The sequence below is a fragment of the Salinigranum salinum genome (genome assembly GCF_009176545.1).
GTDB classification, from domain to species: Archaea; Halobacteriota; Halobacteria; order Halobacteriales; family Haloferacaceae; genus Salinigranum; species Salinigranum salinum.
The window spans coordinates 858,781-875,926 of record NZ_VTOJ01000002.1; the positions used below are offsets into that span (position 1 = coordinate 858,781).

Consider the following 17,146-nt stretch of genomic DNA (forward strand, 5'->3'; position numbering starts at 1 on the left):
GCCCCGCCACACGGCTCGCCGACCGCGATCCTCGGGTCGCGGATCGATTCGGTCTCGGGGTGCGTTATAGAATCATCAACGAGAATTGGAGTTCCGATGAAACGACACTCGGCTGTCTGTGAGGGATGTTCCGGACGCTCGAGCGAGTGATTTCACACCAAAATTCCTCCGATAGTGGCCGAATGTAGTGGCCATATCGCCGGTGTACGAACGTTCGTGACGGAGCGAGACGAGCGAACCGATCGGGACGGCCACCAGTATCAGATCTGTTTTTCAGTGCGCATCTTTATATCGTTGACAGTCACAGAATCGGGTAGATGGCACGCGACACGCACAGAACCCCCGACGATCCGGTCTCCGGACGGAGCCACGCTCACCGTGTTTCGAACGCGCACGGGAGCACGCGGTACCCGGGGAGCGTTCTCGACCAGGCAGGATGACGACGTACTACGTGGACCCGGCCGACGGCGACGACGCGAACTCGGGGACGAGCCTCAACGACGCGTTCGCGAGCTTCGCTCCCGTCGAGGCGGACGGTCGCGTGGCGCTCGAGCCGGGCGACACGGTCGAACTTCGCGACACGGCGGTGCTGTATCCGCCGTCGAAGCCGGTGTGGTACGAGACCGCAGGCACCCCGACCGATCGGATCACGATCCAGGCGCACGGGGACGAACGGCCCGTGGTCGACTGCTCGAACTACGACGATCACGGCATCGACCTGTGGGGGGTCCAGCACGTGACCTGGCGCGGGATCGAGGTTCGGAACGTCGGCAAGAACGGCGTCCTGTGCGCCGGCACCGACAGCCAGGCGGCGCGGGGCTGCGTGTTCGAGCAGATGGAGATCCACCACTACGGGACCGTCTCCGAGTGGAACGGAAACGGGCTGGTATTCTACGGCCGGTCGTACGACCACACGGTCCGCGACGTCGTCGCCCACCACGGCGGCGACAGCGGCGACTCGGACGGCTTCTACGTCGGCGGATCGAACAGCGCTGGGCGGAGCGGTGGCCACACCTTCGTCCGCTGTGAGGCGTATCGGAACGCCAACGACGGCTTCGACTGCTTCGACACCGATCCCGCACGGCCGTCGACGCTGATCGACTGTGTCGCCCACCACAACGGCGACGACGGGGCCGGCGCGACCGGCGACGGGAACGGATTCAAACTCGGCGGCGGCTGGGGGACGGGCGGCAACACCCTCGAAGGCTGTCTCGCGTACGAGAACGCCACGCGCGGGTTCGACTGCAACGGGGCGTCGGAACGCAACGAGTTCGTCCACTGCACCGCGTGGCACAACGGCACGTACGGCTTCCACTTCACCGGCGGCACGGGCCAGCGTCACGACGCCCGCAACTGCGCGTCGTTCGGGAACGGAACGCAGGACGTCGGCGCGCTCTGGAACGCCGACACGACCCACAACACCTGGGATTTCGGGATCGAGGAGCCGTCGTTCGTGTCGACCGACCCCGACTCGGCGGACTTCCTCAGACCGGCGGCGGACAGCCCGCTCGTCGGTGCTGGCGTGGGCGGAACCGACAGAGACGACGCGCCGGACATCGGGGCTATCCCGGCGACGGAACGGACGACCGGGTCGGCAGCGAGCGGCGACATCGCCGTCGGCGACGGCGGGAGTGTCGTCGAATCCGGCGACATGGACGACACCTGGACCGGGACCGCGCTGCGACTGATGCGTGGCGACAGACGCCGACTGGGTGGGTCGGCGCGGTCCGACGGCGATCCGCCCACCGTGACGGAGATCGACGTCGACGCCAACGCGTCGATGGCGGAGTACGGCGGCGACACGGGGTCGTTTACCGTGACGTCGAACGGTCTGATCACCGGCGACGGCTCCCTCGAATCGTCGAGCGCCGGCGCGGTCTGGCGGACCGACGTGGAGACGTCAGTCGACACGACGTACGAGACGCGCGTTCGGCAGGGAGCCGGGACGTACGCACAGGTGCTCTTCTTCGTCGACGACGCCTCGAGCGGGAAAGCAGACGTCTCGGGCTACGGCATCGAGGTCGACTTCGGGCCGAGCGAGGAGCTCTCGGTCGTGCGGTACGACGACGGGTCGGCGTGGACGCTGGCCAGCACGCCGTGTGAGCCCCGTCCAGGACAGTGGAACCGCATCAGCGTCGCCGTCGCCGACGACGGCGTGATCACCGCGACCGCCGTCGACGCGGACGGAACCGAGTTCGCGACCGTCTCGGCGACCGACACGACGTACACCACCGGGCGACTCGGCTTCGGGGCCGACAGCGCTGCCGTCGGCTTCGACGACCTCCGACGCCACCGACGCGACGCTTCGTGAGAGAACCGCCACGATCCGGGATTCGTGCACACGATCGTTCATTTTCTCACGGAATCGAGTTTTATTTACACACCGAACGTCGTGAACGTCCGTGATGGACGTATCAGAAATAAATAAAACTTATATCCGAGTAAATCTCCTCTCCAGATGCGATGAACTGGAAACACAAGCGAAACCGGTCGTCGGTCGAAGCGAAACAGCACGAGCCACGGACGGGGACCAGATGGTCCTTCGTCGCCGCGGCCGTCGCCATCGCGTAGATCGAGACCGGCGCTGTCGCGCCCGTCCCTCCTCGTTCTACGGTACTCACGTTTTTGTGTCCCACTGACGACTACGACGGCGAGTCGCACGGCCGCCGACCGCCGGCGTCGACGGAGAGCCGTCCCGCCGACGGACCACGGTCGCCGTGCGACGACGGTGCGACGCTAGAACTGATCGCGCTGCCAGTGGCCGACGAGTCGGCGGTCGGTCGCCCGGACGACCAGCTCCGCCGTGAGCGCGAGCTGTCGTGGTCTCTCGGCGATCGGGACGCGCCAGCGCGGGGCTCCCCCGGTCGTCACGGCGAACAGGTGCTCCCCGGTCGCCGCGAAGACGCCGTCGTCGGTCGCCACGGGTCCAGCGACGAACCTGCCCCGTCCCGGCGCGTCGGCCCCGTCGAACGCCCAGCGACGACGACCGTCGAGCGACCGTGCGGTCACTCGCGCCCGGATCCGCGTGTAGCAGGTGTCACCCCGGACGACGACGTCCCTGGGTGGGGGGCTGTCGGTCGTCCACTGGTCGGTCCCGTCCTCGACGGCGACTGATCGGAGGGCGTCGGTCGTCGTGAGGAGGACGCGACCGTCCGCGACGACGGGACGAACCCCTCGCCCTGGACCGAACGACCGGCCGCGTCGCACCCACCGTCGCCGTCCGTCGGGATCGAACGCCACGACCCGGGGCGGCTCGGTCGCGACCTGGACGACGACGTCCCTGGGTGAGACGCCGAGAGTGGCGTCGAGTTCCGACGCCCCGGTCGGGGAGTCTTTCCCCGCCTCTCCACCGTCTCCGGTCGCGCCGTCGGCTCCGGACGGCACCGGGATCGACGTCTGCCAGAGACGTCGGCCATCCGCGCGGAACGCCCGGAGCGTGCCGATCTCGTCGAGCACGACCACGCGCCCGGCTCCGCCGTCGACGGCCGCCGGCGGCGCGTCCAGCGCGGTCTGCCACCGTTGTGTGCCGTCCGGGCCGACCGCGACGAGCGCGTCGCGGGTGCCGAGGTAGACGCCCGTCTCGTCCGCACAGTCGCGGAGGATCGGCTCCGTGGTGACCGTCCCACGGGCGGCCCCCGTGGTGGGATCGTACGCCGCGACGACGCCGCCGTCGAGCCACCGCTCGCGGTCGAAGTCGAACCGCCGTGACGACCGCGAGAGCGCGATCACGCCGTCGGTGGGGGCGTAGACCGCGTCGATGCCGCCGAACCCGTCGATCGGGTCGTCGCTCCGCCAGCGGGGGTCGCCACCGCCAGGACGGTAGCCGCATCCGGACAGCGGGACCAGGCCGAGTGCGACGGCCGACAGCAGCCGCCGCCGCGAGACGCGCCGGGTCACGCGTCCGACGCTCCCTGTGTGCCGGTTTCGAGGTCGGCGGCGAGCGCCTGGAGTCGTTCGACACGGTCGGCGGTCGACGGGTGGGTCGACGGGAAGATGTCGCTCGAGAGCAGCTCGCGGTCGCCGCCGAACTGGTAGGTGTCGATGGGCGCGACGTACAGCGCCTCGAGACCGCCGTCCTGCTCGCGGAGGTCCGCGTCGGGGAGCGCGCTCATCGACTCGTCCAGCGTCCGGAGCGCACTCGCCAGCGCCAGCGGGTCCCCCGTGATGCTCGCCGCTCCCCGGTCGGCGGCGTACTCGCGGTACTGCGAGAGCAGCCGGAAGAGGAGGAAGCTGCCGGCCCAGAACAGTGCCGACACCGCGAGCGTGAGCACCGCGCTCACGACGAGCACCACGACGACCGCCACGACGCCTTTCGCCCCGTCGCCGTCGACGTCCTCGAAGCTCCCGAGCGCGTGGAACACGCCCCGGAGGAGAAAGAAGGCCGCGATGGCGACGGTGTACGTCAGCGTCGGCAGGAAGTACGCGAACGTCATCACGGTCACGTCGCGGTTCTTCACGTGGGCGAGTTCGTGCGCCAGAACCGCCTCGCGCTCGCGCTCGTCGAGCGTCTCGAGCAACCCCCGCGTGACGACGACGGTTGCCGCCGACGGCCGCCGACCCACGGTGAAGGCGTTCGGCACGGACGACTCGCTCACGGCCAGCGACGGCACCGGCGCGTCCACCTGGGCGGCCAGCCGCGAGAGCGTCGCGTGTACCGCGGGTTCCTCGTCCGCCGACACCCGCCGCGCGCCGACCGACCGGAGCGCCATCCGCTCGCCGAAGGCGTACTGGATCACGAAGCCACCGGCGACGACGGGGACGACGGCCCACAGCGGCACCACGAGGCGGCCGTTCCAGGGGCGGTCGGTCGCCCACGCGAGGAGGTCCAGGCCCACGGTGTTGACGAGAAAGACCAGGGTGTAGACGAACGCGACCGGCATGAGGGCGACGACGGCGAGCGCGAGGAGCACACGGAGCCGGAGCCCGTCGTCTCGTTCCCACTCCATCACGACCACCTCCGGCTCGGGAGACGTGAACGACTCTCGGAGGGAGGGTGAGCGGAGACCATCTCGATCGAGTGTTTCCGGCGGATCGGATAAATCGTTGGGGTGACTGGACCCGGCGACGAGTCGCTGCCGGAGACGCAACGCCGAACACCCCGGGGACCGAACGGGAGGTAATGAACCCGAGCGAACTCCGCGCGTCGATCCCGGCGCTCGACGAGGTCGTCTACCTGAACACGGGCGCGAGCGCCCCCCTCCCGCGCCCGGTCGCCGACGCCATCCAGTCGTTCGTCGCCCGTCACGGCTACGACGCCCCCGCAGGCGAGGGGATGTACCAGTGTGCGTTCGACGCCTACGACGAGGCGCGCGAGGCCGTGGCGGCGCTCGTGGGTGCGACGGAGTCGGAGATCGCGCTCACGCAGTCGACCACGGACGGGATCAACCGCATCGCCTGCGCCAGCGAGTGGGAACCCGGCGACGCGATCGTCACGACCGACGTCGAACACAGCGCGGGCGAGTTGCCCTGGCGTCGGCTCGCGGACCTCCGCGGCGTCGACGTGCGGCTCGTCGAGACCGACCACGGACGGCTCGACCCCGACGACGTGGCCGCGGTCGTCGACGACGACGTGCGGCTCGTCTCGCTGTCGGCGACCGAGTGGGCGTACGGCTGTCGGCTCCCCGTCGAGGCCGTCGCCGACGTCGCCCACGACGCCGGGGCACGACTCCTCGTCGACGCGGTGCAGGCCGTCGGTGCCCGCCCGGTCGACGTGGCCGAGTGGGGCGCGGACTTCGTCGCCGCCGCCGGCCACAAGTGGCTCCTCGGACCGTGGGGCGCGGGCTTTCTCTTCGTCCGGGAGGGTGCCGAGGAGTGGCTCACCCCCCGGCAGATCGGCTACCGGAGCGTCGCGGCGTACGACGACGACGGCTACGAGTACAAGTCCGGCGCACAGCGACTCGAGGTCGCGACGACCAACCCGGCACCGTACGCGGGACTGGTGACGGCGATCGAACACGCACGCGACGACGGGATCGCGGCCCGCACCGCCCGCATCGAGGAGCTCACCGGCTACCTCAAGTCACGGCTCGCCGATGGCCGGCTGTTGAGCCCGCGAGACTTCCACTCGGGGCTGGTGACCGTCGCCGTCGACGACCCCGAGGGGACCGTCGAGCGGCTCGACGAGCAGGGGGTGAAGGTGCGCGTGATCCCCAGCATCGACTGCGTCCGCGCCTCGATCCACGCGTTCAACACGCGCGACGACGTCGACCGGTTCGTCGAGGGAGCGGGGCTGGCCGACTGAGCAACGCAGTGCGCGGGCGAGCGCACGAGGACCGCCGCCGTCGAACGGTTTATGTACCGACCCCGAGAGGTTTCGCACGACCGATGACGGCTGCAGGTGATCGGTGGTGGTAGTCGACCAGTTCGTCGACCTCTTCGGGACGAACAGGGTCGTCCACGGGCTCGTCGGCGGACTCGTCATCGCCTCGCTCAACCTCCTGGGTGCGTCGCTCGTGCTGGTCTGGCGCAACCCCTCCGAACGGGCGATGGACACGATGCTCGGCTTCGCCGCCGGGGTGATGCTCGCGGCGAGTTTCACGAGCCTCATCATCCCCGGCATCGAGACCTACTCGAACGGGAACCCGATCCCCGTCCTCGTCGGCATGGCGCTCGGTACCGCCTTCCTCGACCGCTCCGACGCGCTCGTCCCGCACGCCCACTACCTGCTGTCCGGTCGCAAGCGGCGCGACGCCAACGCACCCGGCAGCGACCTCTCGGGTGCGATCCCCGACGAACGGGTCGCGGGGGTGGTGCTCTTCATCCTCGCAATCACCCTCCACAACATGCCCGAGGGTCTCGCCGTCGGCGTCGGCTTCGGCTCCGGCGACGTCGGCGGCGCGATCGCGCTGATGCTCGCCATCGGCATCCAGAACATCCCGGAGGGGCTCGCCGTCAGCGTGGCGGCGATCAACGCCGGCCTCGACCGGCGCGCATACGCCGCGTTCGCCGGGGTCCGCTCCGGCGTGGTCGAGATCCCCCTCGCCGTGCTTGGCGCCTACGCCGTGGGGGCCGTCTCGACGCTCCTCCCCTACGCGATGGGGTTCGCCGCCGGTGCGATGCTGTTCGTCATCATGGACGAGATCGTCCCCGAGACGCACACCGGTGGGCACGAACGGGTCGCCACGCTGGGCACCATCGCCGGTGCCATCGTGATGCTGTATCTCGACATCTCGTTGGGGTGATCCGCCCACCTGGCTGACCTGCCCGGCTCTCTGCGGTGCAGGAGAGACGGATGCGGCTCTCCGTCTCTCGGGAGTCGCGCGACCGACGACGATCACTCCACGGCCGCGATCGCCTCGATCTCCACCGCAGCCCCCTTCGGGACGTTTCCGACTTCGACGGCGCTCCGTGCCGGCGGCTCCTCGTCGAAGAACGAGCCGTACGTCTCGTTCATCTCGTCGAAGTCGTCGATGTCGTCGAGGAAGATCGTCACCTTGAGCACGTCGCCGAGGGTGAGCCCCTCGCTCTCGAGGATCGCCGCGACGTTCTCGAGACACTGCTCGGTCTGCGTGGCGACCGGCTCGTCGTCGAGCAGTTCGCCGTCGGGAGTGAGCGGGAGCTGCCCCGCGGTGAAGAGGACGTCCCCGTTCGTCGTCGCCTGGCTGTACGCACCGACCGCGGCGGGCGCGGCGTCGGTCTCGATGACTCGTTTCATGCGCGACGTACGTCTCGATCCGGATTCATAAATCGGTCGGGAACGCCGACCTCGACGCCGAACGCGGCGGTTTCGTGGCGTTGAGCTCCGTCGCTCAAATAGGCCTCGACTGAGACACGCGAAGGTCGATACGTCGGTCCTCGTGCGAGCCGTCGGTGTCGACGACTCGCGGTGGGTGGCCACGGATTCGAGTCCGGAGCCGACGCCACGGTCGGTCAGACGGCGTCCCGCCGCGGGAGATCGGCGTCCGTGAAGTACGCCGACTCGAACGCCGACAGGCGACCGTCGGACCGGAGCGCGTCGAGCGCCGCGGTCAGGTCCTCTCCGAGCGGGTCGTCGGCCGCCACGGCGACGCCGTACTCGTCGACGCCCAGCGAGAGCGCCGGGGTGTCGACCGTCTCCGGGCCGAGCCCGTCACCCTGGAGCACCCTGACCGACTCGCTCCGGGTGGCGACCAGGCCGTTCGTCACGTGGTCGGCGACGACGCCGGCGACGTCGCGACCGAGCGCCTCGTACAGCGCGGTCTCGTCCGTCCCGTCGGCGACCCGTTCGATCCGCAGGTCGCCGTCGAACGCCGTCCGGAGCATCGCGGCGGCGCGCGCCGCGCGGTCGGACACGACGCCGACGGTGCCACCGCGGAGCGCGTCCGGATCGGTCGTGGTCGCCGGGACGAGCACGGTGTGGAAGCCGCGGAGGTACGGGGCGGCGTAGCGTCGTCCCGGAGGTGGGTCGACGGGGACGACGAAGCCGTCCATCGCCGCGTCGAACGACCACGCCGACGGGGACGCACGGAGCGCCTCCGGGGTGCGAACGACGAACTCGACGCGGCGGCCGAGGCGGTCACCGAGCGCCCTGGCGACGTCGACGTCGAGTCCGGCGACGTCGGCGGTCTCCCACGTACAGCAGCGGCTCCGAACCGCGAACGGCCGGTTCGGGGGTGCGACGCCGACCGAGAGCGGGGCGGTGCCGAGTCGTCCGAGACAGCCCGTCGACGACGAGAGCGCCCCACCCGCGGCCGCGAGTACGGCGCGTCGCGTCGACCGAGGACCGGACGGAACCGATGGAAGCGACGGCACAGCTGTGCCAGGGACGCGAGCGTCGAGTGTCTGTCGGCCGACGTGGCAGTCGCGCTCGACCGGCGTCGCAGTCCGTCGTCCGTCCCAACAGTCCGTCACCCGCTGTGTCGGTCGTCCCCGGCGGCCGCGTCAGTCGTCTTCGACCGAGGCGTCCGGATCGTCGTCCGCGCGGTCGGGGTGCGTCTCGTCGGGCGGCGCGAGGTCGTGGGGCATGGTCGGGAGGGTGGGGATCGCCGCGAGCCACGGGAGCCAGGGACCGCCGAAGCCGACGCGCCGCGAGAGCGTCAGGGTCAGCCCGGCGAGCGCGACCAGTGCGAGCAGGGCGAACGGGCCGCCCGTCAACACGGCGACGGCCTGCAGCGCCTCGCCGCCGCCGACGAGGAGCACGCCGACGGCGACGCCTCCCTGCACCAGCCCCCAGAAGAGGATGCTCCCGCTGGTCGGCGCGAGTTCGCGCCGGGTCGCGAGGATGGCGACGACGAGCGTCGAGGTGTCCGCGGAGGTGACGATGAAGACGACGATGAGCCCGAGGAACAAGAAGACGAGCAGGCGGTCCAGCGGGAGCGCCGCCAGGACGGGGAAGCCGACGACGGCCTCCGAGCCGCCGTACTGCTGGACGACGGCGAGGACGTCCGCACGGCCCGTGTGCTGCAGCGAGAGGGTGGTGCCACCGAGCAGGACGAACCAGGCGACGGTCGCGGCGGAGGTGGCGACGCCGCCCGTAAAGACGACGGTCCGGATCCGCCGGCCCTTCGAGAGCGCCGCGAGGAAGAGGCCGGCGAAGGGCGCCCACGAGAACCACCACGACCAGTTCCAGACGGTCCACGCGGCCACCCACGGGCCGTCGAAAAAGAGGCTCATCGGGAGGAAGTTCAGGGTGTACGAGCCGAGCGCGGCCGAGCCGGCGTCGGCGACGAACGAGCGAGGTCCGACGCCGACGAGCAAGAGCGCGAACAGCGCGAACAGCCCGAGCGTCACTCCCGAGATCCGTCGGATCCCCCGCTGGACGCCGCTCTCGGCGGAGACGACGTAGATGAGCGTCAGCCCGGCGACGAAGACGACGGGGCCGACGTCGCCGTAGGCGACGCCCCACTGGAAGTCGATGCCGGCGAGGAACTGCTGGGCGACGAAGGCGATCGAGGTGGCGATCCCGCCGATGGTCGCGAAGATGGCCAGCACGTCGACGACCGTCGCCCACCGGCTCCGGAGTCCGTCGACGCCGAGGAACGGGGCCAGGATGGTCGACACGCGGAGGGGAGCGCCGAGCTGGTAGGTGAAGTAGGCGATGGGAACGCCGACGACGAGGTAGGCACACCACGCCGAGAAGCCCCAGTGGAACAGCGCGTACGTGAGCGCGGCCACGACCGCGGCGTCCGATCGGGGGGCGACGTCGAAGAACGGCGGCGGGGTCCCGTAGTGAAAGAGCGCCTCGGCCGGCCCCCAGAAGACGATGCCGGCGGCGATGCCCGCGGTGAAGAACATCGCGAAGTACGTCGGGTAGGTGTACGTCGGTTCGGCGTCCGGGCCACCGAGTCTGATCTCGCCCCACGGCCCGAGGAGCAAGAAGAGACAGTAGCAGACACAGAGGAACATCGCACCGAGAAACAGCCAGCCTAGCTCCTGAAGCAACAGGTTCTCGACGGTGCTCACGGCGCGTCCCGTCGTGGTGGGGAGTACGATCTGTGCGAGGAAGAACAGCACCAGCACGGCGACCGGCACGCCGAACGTCGCCGGGTCCTGCCGCCCGACGAACGACCGGAGCGCCGCGAGCGGCGAGAGGTGACGCACCCTGAGCAGATACGGGGCGTCCCTGCGCCGCCCCTCGTCGGCCTCGGCGTCGTTCGCGAGCGGGAGGAGCGCGAGATACGCCAGGCCGGAGCCGAAGAAGAGGAGTGCGGCGACCAGCAGGGCGCGCCCGGGAATCACGGAGCCGACGAACACCGGAAAGAAGAACACCGTGACGACGAGCACGCCCGAGAGCGTACACACCGGGACGAGCGTCTTGCGGACGGCGGCCTCGACCGCGTCGTACCCGTGCGTCGCCATACCACACGTATCGACGCCGACAGGGATATATTGTCGGTCGAGACCCCGCGACGGGGAGTCGACGTTCGCCGCGGAGCTTTTATAGCCGTCCGTCAGTAGATCCGACACCGTGGCGAACGATCCGTCGGAACCCTCCGAGACGCGGATGGACGCCGCCCTCCGCGAGCTGTTCTCCCACGGGGAGCGCGTCCCGCTGGTCTACTGGCGGCGGTTCTCCGGCGCGAAGGCGACGGTGCTGGCCACCGGCGCGGTGGGCATCCTCGCGTTCATCACCGGCCTGTCGCACCTCAGTCAGGGCGGTGCGTCTTTCGACGGCCCGCTCGCACCGGTCGTCCCGGCGGGCACCGCCGGTCTCGTCCAGCTCGCGGGCGTGCTCCTCGGGTTCGTCCTCGGCGGGGTCGCGGCCGGGATGCAGCGCCGCTACCGGCTCGCGTGGTGGGGAGCCGCCGTGGCACTCCCGCTGGCGCTGGTGCTCCCGCTGGTGACCGCCGAGGCGACCGACGTCCTGCTGTTCGGCAGCGCGGCGATCACGCTCCCGCTCGTCGTCTACAACCGCGGGGGGTTCGACCGGCGGGTCGAACTCTCGCCGTTTCAGGCCGCCGCACTGACCACGCTCGTCGCCGTCCAGCTGTACGGAACCGTCGGCGCGTACGTCCTTCGCGAGCAGTATACGGGCATCGAGACGTGGACGGATGCCGTCTACTACGTCGTGGTCACCGGGACCACCGTCGGCTACGGCGACGCGACACCCACGACGGCGGACGCGAAGCTGTTCACGCTCTCGGTGCTCCTCGTCGGGACGGCGGCGTTCGGCGCCGCGTTCGGATCGTTCATCGTCCCGGCGCTCGAAACCAGGCTCACGGCCGCATTCGGTACCATGACCGCATCTGAACTCACGCTGCTCGAGGACCACGTCGTCGTCCTCGGCTCCGGCGACCTCACCGAACCGCTCCTCGACGAACTCGACGCCGAAGACGTCGTGGTGGTCACGCTCGACACGGAGGCGGCCTCGGCGCTCCGCGACCGCGACGTCAGCGTGCTCACCGACGACCCCACCGACACGGAGGCACTGCTGGACGCGCGAGTGGACGTCGCACGTGGGGTCGTCGCGGCCACCGACGACGACGCACGGAACACCCTGGCGATCATCGCCGCCCGGCAGGCGAACCCCGACGTCCGGATCGTCGCGGCGGCGACCGACCAGCGACACGTCGACAAACTCGAGGGGGTGGGTGCCGACGCGGTGATCAGCCCGGCGGTCATCGGCGGGCAGTTGCTCGGCCGATCGGTCCTCGGCGAGGCCGACCCACTGCTGTCGGACCCGGACGCGGCCGACACCACGGACCCGGACACGGCCGACACCACGGACGACGACGCGGCCGACACCACGGACGACGACGCGGTCGACCCCGGTCCGTCGACGTAGCGGGGCGGTGTGCCGCGCCGAGATCCGTCGTTCGCTCCCAAAGCTATTTACTTTTGATAGGAAAACAGATACCGGGCGACAACAGATGTACGATACCATTCTCGTTCCGTTCGACGGGAGCAAAGAGGCGCGAAAGGGAGCACAGCACGGCATCGAACTCGCAGCGGCGCTCGGGTCGACCATCCACGCGCTGTACGTCATCGACCTCCCGGGCCACCCCCGGACGGTGTATCTCAGCGCCAGCGACGACGAGATGAAGGAGGAGTACCAAGAGTACGCGGAGGAAGTCACGGCGGAACTCTGTGAGATGGCGGAGAAAGCCGGTGTCGACTGCGTCACGGCGATCCGGACCGGCAAGCCCGCCGAGGACATCGTCGAGTACGCCGACGAGGAGGAGATGGACGCCATCGTGATCGGGAGCGCCTACCGCGGGAAGTTCCGGGCACTGCTGGGGAGCACCGCCGACAACGTCATCCGGACCTCCCGGGTGCCGGTGATCACGACCCGGACGCGGTTCGACGAGTAACCCGGGTCCGTCCCGACCCCTGGAGGCGTCGGTCCACGACACGGTCGTCGCGGCGGTGACGACCGGGTCGACCGCCAGCGTGGCGTCCCGGTTAGCCGCCTCGCTGGAGCCGTCTCGCTCGCAGATAGATGACGATGCTCGCGCTGAAGAAGCTCACGCCCGCGACGCCGAAGTTCCCACGGCTCATGGAGAACAGGGCGATCCCGATCAGTGCAACCGCGAGGGCCGCGAGCGCTGCTGGAATCAACTCGACCATGGACTCTCGGGTGATTCCGACGACGTGGGCAGGGTCCAATAGTGTGTCCCTCGCGTCGCGGATCGGCTTCGGTGTTCGGCCACCGCTCAGAACGAGTGCCCGATCTCCCAGTGGTACCGACAGCTGTGGCACGTCGCCCACTCGGGGACGTCCACGCTGTCTGGGTGTCGCCGCCCGTGTTCCATCCGGTCGCGACAGACGGGACACACCAGAGACAGCAGTTCCAGATCGCCGAACTCCTCGGGGCCGTACTCGGCGGTACAGCGCGGACAGTCGATGCGATCGTACGGGTCGGCCTGGCGGATCTCGCTGGCGCACTGACCACAACGGAGCTGAGCCGGCGGGCGTTTCGCCCAGCCGGTGTCGCCGTCGATCGTGGTCGTGTGTGTCTCGGGGATCGAGAGACGGAAGTTCTCGAAGTCGTCGTCCGCTCGCAGCGGGTCGACCAGCCGCTCGACCACCAGCTTGAGCGTCTCGAACACAACCTGAAAGTATCCCGCCACGTTGTGGTATCGTATCGCGAACGTAATAGTTCGATCGGCGACGGGGCCCGTGCGCGCACAGCGAGCGACCGACGGACGACGGGATCAAGGGGTCGATCGGACGGACGTCGACAGGTTTTCCCGGTCACCTCCGCAACGAAGAGGTATGAGTTCGGGCCCCGTGCGGCTGGCCGCGGTCGGTGTGGGCGTGCTGGCGAGCGTCCCCGGCGTGGTCACGGCGCAGCCGCTGGGCCCGTCGGCCATCGTCGACGCCCCACCGTCGGTCCGGGCCGTCGTCTCGTTCGTGCTCGTGTTGCTGTTCGGCGGTGCCCTGCTCGTCCGGTACGAGGGGTTCGTCGAGCGATCTATCGACTCCTCGAGGGAGCGGCTGCTGGTGTCGGTCGTGTACGGCGCGATCGCGTACGGTCTCGTCGGCTTCGCCTGTGTGTACGCGTACAGCCAGCTGGCTCGCCTCGGTGTCGGGGGGTCGGTGCTCACGACGGTCGCCGTGGTCGCCGCGGGCGTCGTTCTCCTGACCCTGGCTGGGCTCGGCTTCGTCGTGGTCGGGACCCTCCTCACCGAACTGCAGGGGCCCCGCCAGCCGTGGACCGGGCTGGTCGTCGGCGCGTCGATCAGTGCGGTCGCGTGGTTCGCCCTCCCGCTCGCCGCCGGCGTGGTCGCCTGGCTCGCTGTCACCGCCGTCGGAATCGGCGGCCCGACCCGGAAGTGGGTCCACGCGTCGCAGACGCGGCCCGTCGAGACCGACGCCTGAGTGGTCACGCGCGACACCAGCGGCGAGAGCTGCTCGTCCGAGACCGACGGCCACGACGACACCGAGCGTCGAGTAGTGGACGTCGGGCGAACGGAGGGTGGATACCGGGGGACCGGTGACCAACGCTCTTGTGGGTGGCCGACGTAGTTCTCGTATGACGTTCCTCGCGCTCCAGCTGGGTGGGTCGGGACTGCTCGAATCCATCTCGCAACTGGCCGTCATCGGCGGAACACTCGTGCTGGTGCTCGGTCTCGTCGCGTTCGGCGCGTTCGTCTACAAGAGCCTCAAAGGAGGGGTCGAGTGGCCCGACGACGTCGACGAGGATGCCGACGACGGCGAGGTCAGACGTGGGGACTCGGACGACGAGTGGGAGTTCTACTGACGCTGTGCGTCCCGGAGTCGGTAGACACCGACACGGGACGCGACGCACGACCGAGCGACACGGGACGGAGAACCGGACGCGAACGTGCGAGCGCCTCGTGTACGAGACGAACGGTCGCAGAACGAGAAGCGATGAGTGGAGTGTGGTCGACGAGACGAGACGACGGAAGACCGACGCGACGCATCAGTCGCCGCTCGGCGTGTCGTCGCCCTCCCGTAAGCTCGTCACCATCTCGTCGCCGGAGGTGATCACCTCCACTTCGCCCTCGGCGGTGAGTTCCTCGATACGCTGGGCGAACGTGTCGGATTCGAGGATCTCGTACTCGTTGTCGAGGCCGAGGTAGACCGTGTAACACATCAGGCACAGGATCACCGCGAACGGTAACCCGGTGGTGATCGACGCGGTCTGCAGCGCGCTCAGCCCGCCGCCGAACAGCAGGACGGCCGCGACGGCGCCCTCGGTGACCGCCCAGAAGACGCGCTGGGCCTTCGGGACGTCGTGCTTGCCACCCGAGGTGAGGTGGTCGATGACGAGCGACCCCGAGTCCGAGGAGGTGACGAAGAACGTCACCACGAGGAACGTCGCGAGGATGCCCGAGACGGCCCCGAGCGGGAACTGCGCGAGCATGGAGAACATCGCGATGGTCTGGCCCTGGTTCGCCACGGCGGAAGCGATGCCGCCGCCGCCGACGAGTTCGACCCAGAGCGCCGAGCCGCCGAAGGTCGACAGCCAGAGGAACGAGAACAGCGCCGGCAGGAACAGCACGCCGAGCACGAACTCGCGGACCGTCCGGCCCTTCGAGATGCGCGCGATGAACATCCCGACGAACGGCGACCACGCGATCCACCAGCCCCAGTAGAAGATGGTCCAGCTCCCCATCCAGCCCTTGACCGTGTAGCCGCCGAGGGCGGCGGTGCCCCCGACGGTGCCGGTGAAGAAGCTGAGCGTGAGCAGGTTGCCGAGGTACGCGGCGAGGCCGTCGGCCATCGTGCCGAAGATGAACACGGTCGGGCCGACGATGAGCATGAAGCCCAGCAGCGCGAACATCAGGTAGAGGTTGAGCGTGCTCAGCCGCTTGACCCCACCGTCGAGGCCTGCCGCGACGGACGCCGTGGCGATAGCCGTGATGCCCGCGATCAGGACGACCTGCGGGATCGTCCCGGTCGGGATGCTCACCAGCCCGAGGGTGTCCCCGATCACGAACGAGAGCCCGGTGTTCACCTGCGCGACGCCGAGCCCGAGCGACGTAGCGAGACCGAACAGCGTCGCGAACACGGTCACCAGGTCGATGACGTGTCCGGGCCAGCCGTAGATCCGTTCACCCAGGAGCGGCCAGAACACCGACCGGAACGTCAGCGGCAGGCCGCGATTGAACGAGAAGAACGCCAGTCCCAGCCCGACGAGACCGTAGATGGCCCACGGGTGGAAGCCCCAGTGGAAGAACGTCTGCGCCATCGCGGCTGTCGCGGCGCCCGCTCCGCCACCGGCAGCGTCGAACGCGGGTGGGACGACCATGAAGTCCGAGGCGTCGGAGCCGAAGTGCCACATCGGCTCGGCCACGCTGAAGAACATGAGGCCGATCCCCATCCCGGCGCTGAACAGCATCGCCATCCAGGAGAAGTCGTCGAACTCCTTCTCGGCTTTCACGCCACCGATTCGGATACTCCCGTACTTGCTGATGGCGAAGTAGACGATCGCGATGATGAAGACGTTCACCGCGAGGATGTAGAACCAGCCAAAGGTCGTGTTGATGAAGTTAAATATCGCGCTGTACGCCGCCGACGCCTGTTCGCCGAGGAGGATGGTGACCGCGACGAACAGTGCGATGATCACGAGGGCGATCGGGAAGACGACCGGGTGGACGTCGAACCCCCATTTGACGATGTTCGTGTCCCCGGGTTCCCGATCGGAGTCCGGGTGGAACAGCTCCACCTGGAGCCCGTCGGACATCTCCCCGGTGAGCTCTTCGTCGTTAGCCATGCGTTACCTCCCTGTACTGTTCGATCGCGAAACCCTTCGTGTCGGTCATGAGTTATCCGTTGTGTCGGTCGTTGCGAGGTGCGGTGATCGACCGTGTCCGTCACGGCCGTCGGTGCGTTCGAGTCCGTCCGTTCGCGAGCGGAACCCGGTTCCGTCGCCGGTCGGGACGGACTGCGATTCTGCTGATGTCAGCCACCGGACGTCGCTCCCGTAGGGTGCGCGTGAGCGTACACAGTCGTGCTGTCGCGTACCGTCGACTACGTTGAGGCTCACCGACGTCGGCAGAGCCTCGCGTGGCATGGTGCGCGCCCGCCGCTCGCGGGCGACCGTCTCCCGTCGTGAGCACTGCGAGCCCGTGTCATGACACTGAGCCACACGAACTTGTTTGTATTGAATTATAAAAAACTTCGCGGCTTTGATCTGTGGTAGTTATATAGTCGAGTGCGACCGTCGACGACGCGCGTTCGACACGCTCAGGTGTGTGAAACCGACACACAGACGTGAGTTCGGGTCGGCGAGCGAGGGGGCGACCCGTCGTCCGCGTCA

At 69.0% G+C, this 17,146-nt stretch carries 15 protein-coding genes; 7 read left to right on the forward strand and 8 right to left on the reverse strand.

Annotated elements, in window-relative coordinates:
- The first annotated feature begins 436 nt into the window (after positions 1-436).
- The gene (locus FZP69_RS15820; protein WP_152042349.1) at positions 437-2,311 is read left to right on the forward strand and encodes a right-handed parallel beta-helix repeat-containing protein; all 1,875 of its coding nucleotides are present in this window, start codon (positions 437-439) and stop codon (positions 2,309-2,311) included.
- A 425-nt stretch (positions 2,312-2,736) separates the two neighbouring features.
- Here FZP69_RS15820 and FZP69_RS15825 read toward each other — a convergent pair whose 3' ends face one another.
- Complete coding sequence (locus tag FZP69_RS15825) at positions 2,737-3,897, reverse strand: hypothetical protein (protein WP_152042350.1); 1,161 nt, start codon at positions 3,895-3,897, stop codon at positions 2,737-2,739.
- The gene (locus FZP69_RS15830) at positions 3,894-4,946 is read right to left on the reverse strand and encodes a M48 family metalloprotease (RefSeq protein WP_152042351.1); all 1,053 of its coding nucleotides are present in this window, start codon (positions 4,944-4,946) and stop codon (positions 3,894-3,896) included. Before FZP69_RS15830 ends, FZP69_RS15825 begins: the two co-directional genes overlap by 4 nt.
- 173 nt (positions 4,947-5,119) lie before the next feature.
- On the opposite strand from FZP69_RS15830, the gene FZP69_RS15835 reads away from it, so the two are divergent.
- Together FZP69_RS15835 and FZP69_RS15840 are read left to right on the forward strand one after the other, a co-directional pair.
- Complete coding sequence (locus FZP69_RS15835) at positions 5,120-6,241, forward strand: aminotransferase class V-fold PLP-dependent enzyme (RefSeq protein ID WP_152042352.1); 1,122 nt, start codon at positions 5,120-5,122, stop codon at positions 6,239-6,241.
- Between the two features lie 106 nt (positions 6,242-6,347).
- On the forward strand, positions 6,348-7,181 hold the full coding sequence (locus tag FZP69_RS15840) for a ZIP family metal transporter (protein WP_192918609.1): 834 nt from the start codon (positions 6,348-6,350) through the stop codon (positions 7,179-7,181).
- A 92-nt stretch (positions 7,182-7,273) separates the two neighbouring features.
- On the opposite strand, the gene FZP69_RS15845 is transcribed toward FZP69_RS15840, so the two are convergent.
- The 3 genes from FZP69_RS15845 to FZP69_RS15855 form a co-directional block, all read right to left on the reverse strand.
- Complete coding sequence (locus FZP69_RS15845) at positions 7,274-7,654, reverse strand: Rid family detoxifying hydrolase (RefSeq protein WP_152042354.1); 381 nt, start codon at positions 7,652-7,654, stop codon at positions 7,274-7,276.
- Between the two features lie 215 nt (positions 7,655-7,869).
- Positions 7,870-8,730 (reverse strand): substrate-binding periplasmic protein, encoded by an 861-nt coding sequence (locus FZP69_RS15850; RefSeq protein WP_192918610.1) that lies wholly within the window; start codon positions 8,728-8,730, stop codon positions 7,870-7,872.
- 129 nt (positions 8,731-8,859) lie between these two features.
- Positions 8,860-10,776: a BCCT family transporter gene (locus tag FZP69_RS15855; RefSeq protein WP_152042356.1), complete on the reverse strand. Its 1,917-nt coding sequence runs from the start codon at positions 10,774-10,776 to the stop codon at positions 8,860-8,862.
- Between the two features lie 109 nt (positions 10,777-10,885).
- On the opposite strand from FZP69_RS15855, the gene FZP69_RS15860 reads away from it, so the two are divergent.
- Both FZP69_RS15860 and FZP69_RS15865 read left to right on the forward strand, forming a co-directional pair.
- Positions 10,886-12,202, forward strand: a complete 1,317-nt coding sequence (locus tag FZP69_RS15860) for an NAD-binding protein (protein ID WP_152042357.1) — start codon at positions 10,886-10,888, stop codon at positions 12,200-12,202.
- Positions 12,203-12,287: 85 nt separating this feature from the next.
- On the forward strand, positions 12,288-12,728 hold the full coding sequence (locus tag FZP69_RS15865; protein ID WP_152042358.1) for a universal stress protein: 441 nt from the start codon (positions 12,288-12,290) through the stop codon (positions 12,726-12,728).
- A gap of 91 nt (positions 12,729-12,819) precedes the next feature.
- On the opposite strand, the gene FZP69_RS22675 is transcribed toward FZP69_RS15865, so the two are convergent.
- Together FZP69_RS22675 and FZP69_RS15870 are read right to left on the reverse strand one after the other, a co-directional pair.
- Complete coding sequence (locus tag FZP69_RS22675; RefSeq protein WP_192918611.1) at positions 12,820-12,984, reverse strand: hypothetical protein; 165 nt, start codon at positions 12,982-12,984, stop codon at positions 12,820-12,822.
- Between the two features lie 86 nt (positions 12,985-13,070).
- Entirely contained in the window at positions 13,071-13,487 is a 417-nt protein-coding gene (locus FZP69_RS15870) for a hypothetical protein (RefSeq protein ID WP_204960044.1), read from the reverse strand.
- 145 nt (positions 13,488-13,632) lie between these two features.
- Between FZP69_RS15870 and FZP69_RS15875 the strand changes: the two genes are divergently transcribed.
- Both FZP69_RS15875 and FZP69_RS15880 read left to right on the forward strand, forming a co-directional pair.
- Complete coding sequence (locus FZP69_RS15875; protein ID WP_204960046.1) at positions 13,633-14,238, forward strand: hypothetical protein; 606 nt, start codon at positions 13,633-13,635, stop codon at positions 14,236-14,238.
- A 154-nt stretch (positions 14,239-14,392) separates the two neighbouring features.
- On the forward strand, positions 14,393-14,620 hold the full coding sequence (locus FZP69_RS15880) for a hypothetical protein (protein WP_152042359.1): 228 nt from the start codon (positions 14,393-14,395) through the stop codon (positions 14,618-14,620).
- A gap of 183 nt (positions 14,621-14,803) precedes the next feature.
- On the opposite strand, the gene FZP69_RS15885 is transcribed toward FZP69_RS15880, so the two are convergent.
- Positions 14,804-16,600 (reverse strand): BCCT family transporter, encoded by a 1,797-nt coding sequence (locus FZP69_RS15885; RefSeq protein ID WP_152042360.1) that lies wholly within the window; start codon positions 16,598-16,600, stop codon positions 14,804-14,806.
- Positions 16,601-17,146 lie beyond the last annotated feature (546 nt).

Excerpts from the sequence above, each read along its gene's own strand:
- FZP69_RS15820 (WP_152042349.1), top strand. The coding sequence starts at position 437 with ATGACGACGTACTACGTGGACCCGGCCGACGGCGACGACGCGAACTCG.
- FZP69_RS15830 (WP_152042351.1), bottom strand. The coding sequence starts at position 4,946 with ATGGAGTGGGAACGAGACGACGGGCTCCGGCTCCGTGTGCTCCTCGCG.
- FZP69_RS15835 (WP_152042352.1), top strand. The coding sequence starts at position 5,120 with ATGAACCCGAGCGAACTCCGCGCGTCGATCCCGGCGCTCGACGAGGTC.
- FZP69_RS15845 (WP_152042354.1), bottom strand. The coding sequence starts at position 7,654 with ATGAAACGAGTCATCGAGACCGACGCCGCGCCCGCCGCGGTCGGTGCG.
- FZP69_RS15855 (WP_152042356.1), bottom strand. The coding sequence starts at position 10,776 with ATGGCGACGCACGGGTACGACGCGGTCGAGGCCGCCGTCCGCAAGACG.
- FZP69_RS15865 (WP_152042358.1), top strand. The coding sequence starts at position 12,288 with ATGTACGATACCATTCTCGTTCCGTTCGACGGGAGCAAAGAGGCGCGA.
- FZP69_RS22675 (WP_192918611.1), bottom strand. The coding sequence starts at position 12,984 with ATGGTCGAGTTGATTCCAGCAGCGCTCGCGGCCCTCGCGGTTGCACTG.
- FZP69_RS15875 (WP_204960046.1), top strand. The coding sequence starts at position 13,633 with ATGAGTTCGGGCCCCGTGCGGCTGGCCGCGGTCGGTGTGGGCGTGCTG.
- FZP69_RS15880 (WP_152042359.1), top strand. The coding sequence starts at position 14,393 with ATGACGTTCCTCGCGCTCCAGCTGGGTGGGTCGGGACTGCTCGAATCC.
- FZP69_RS15885 (WP_152042360.1), bottom strand. The coding sequence starts at position 16,600 with ATGGCTAACGACGAAGAGCTCACCGGGGAGATGTCCGACGGGCTCCAG.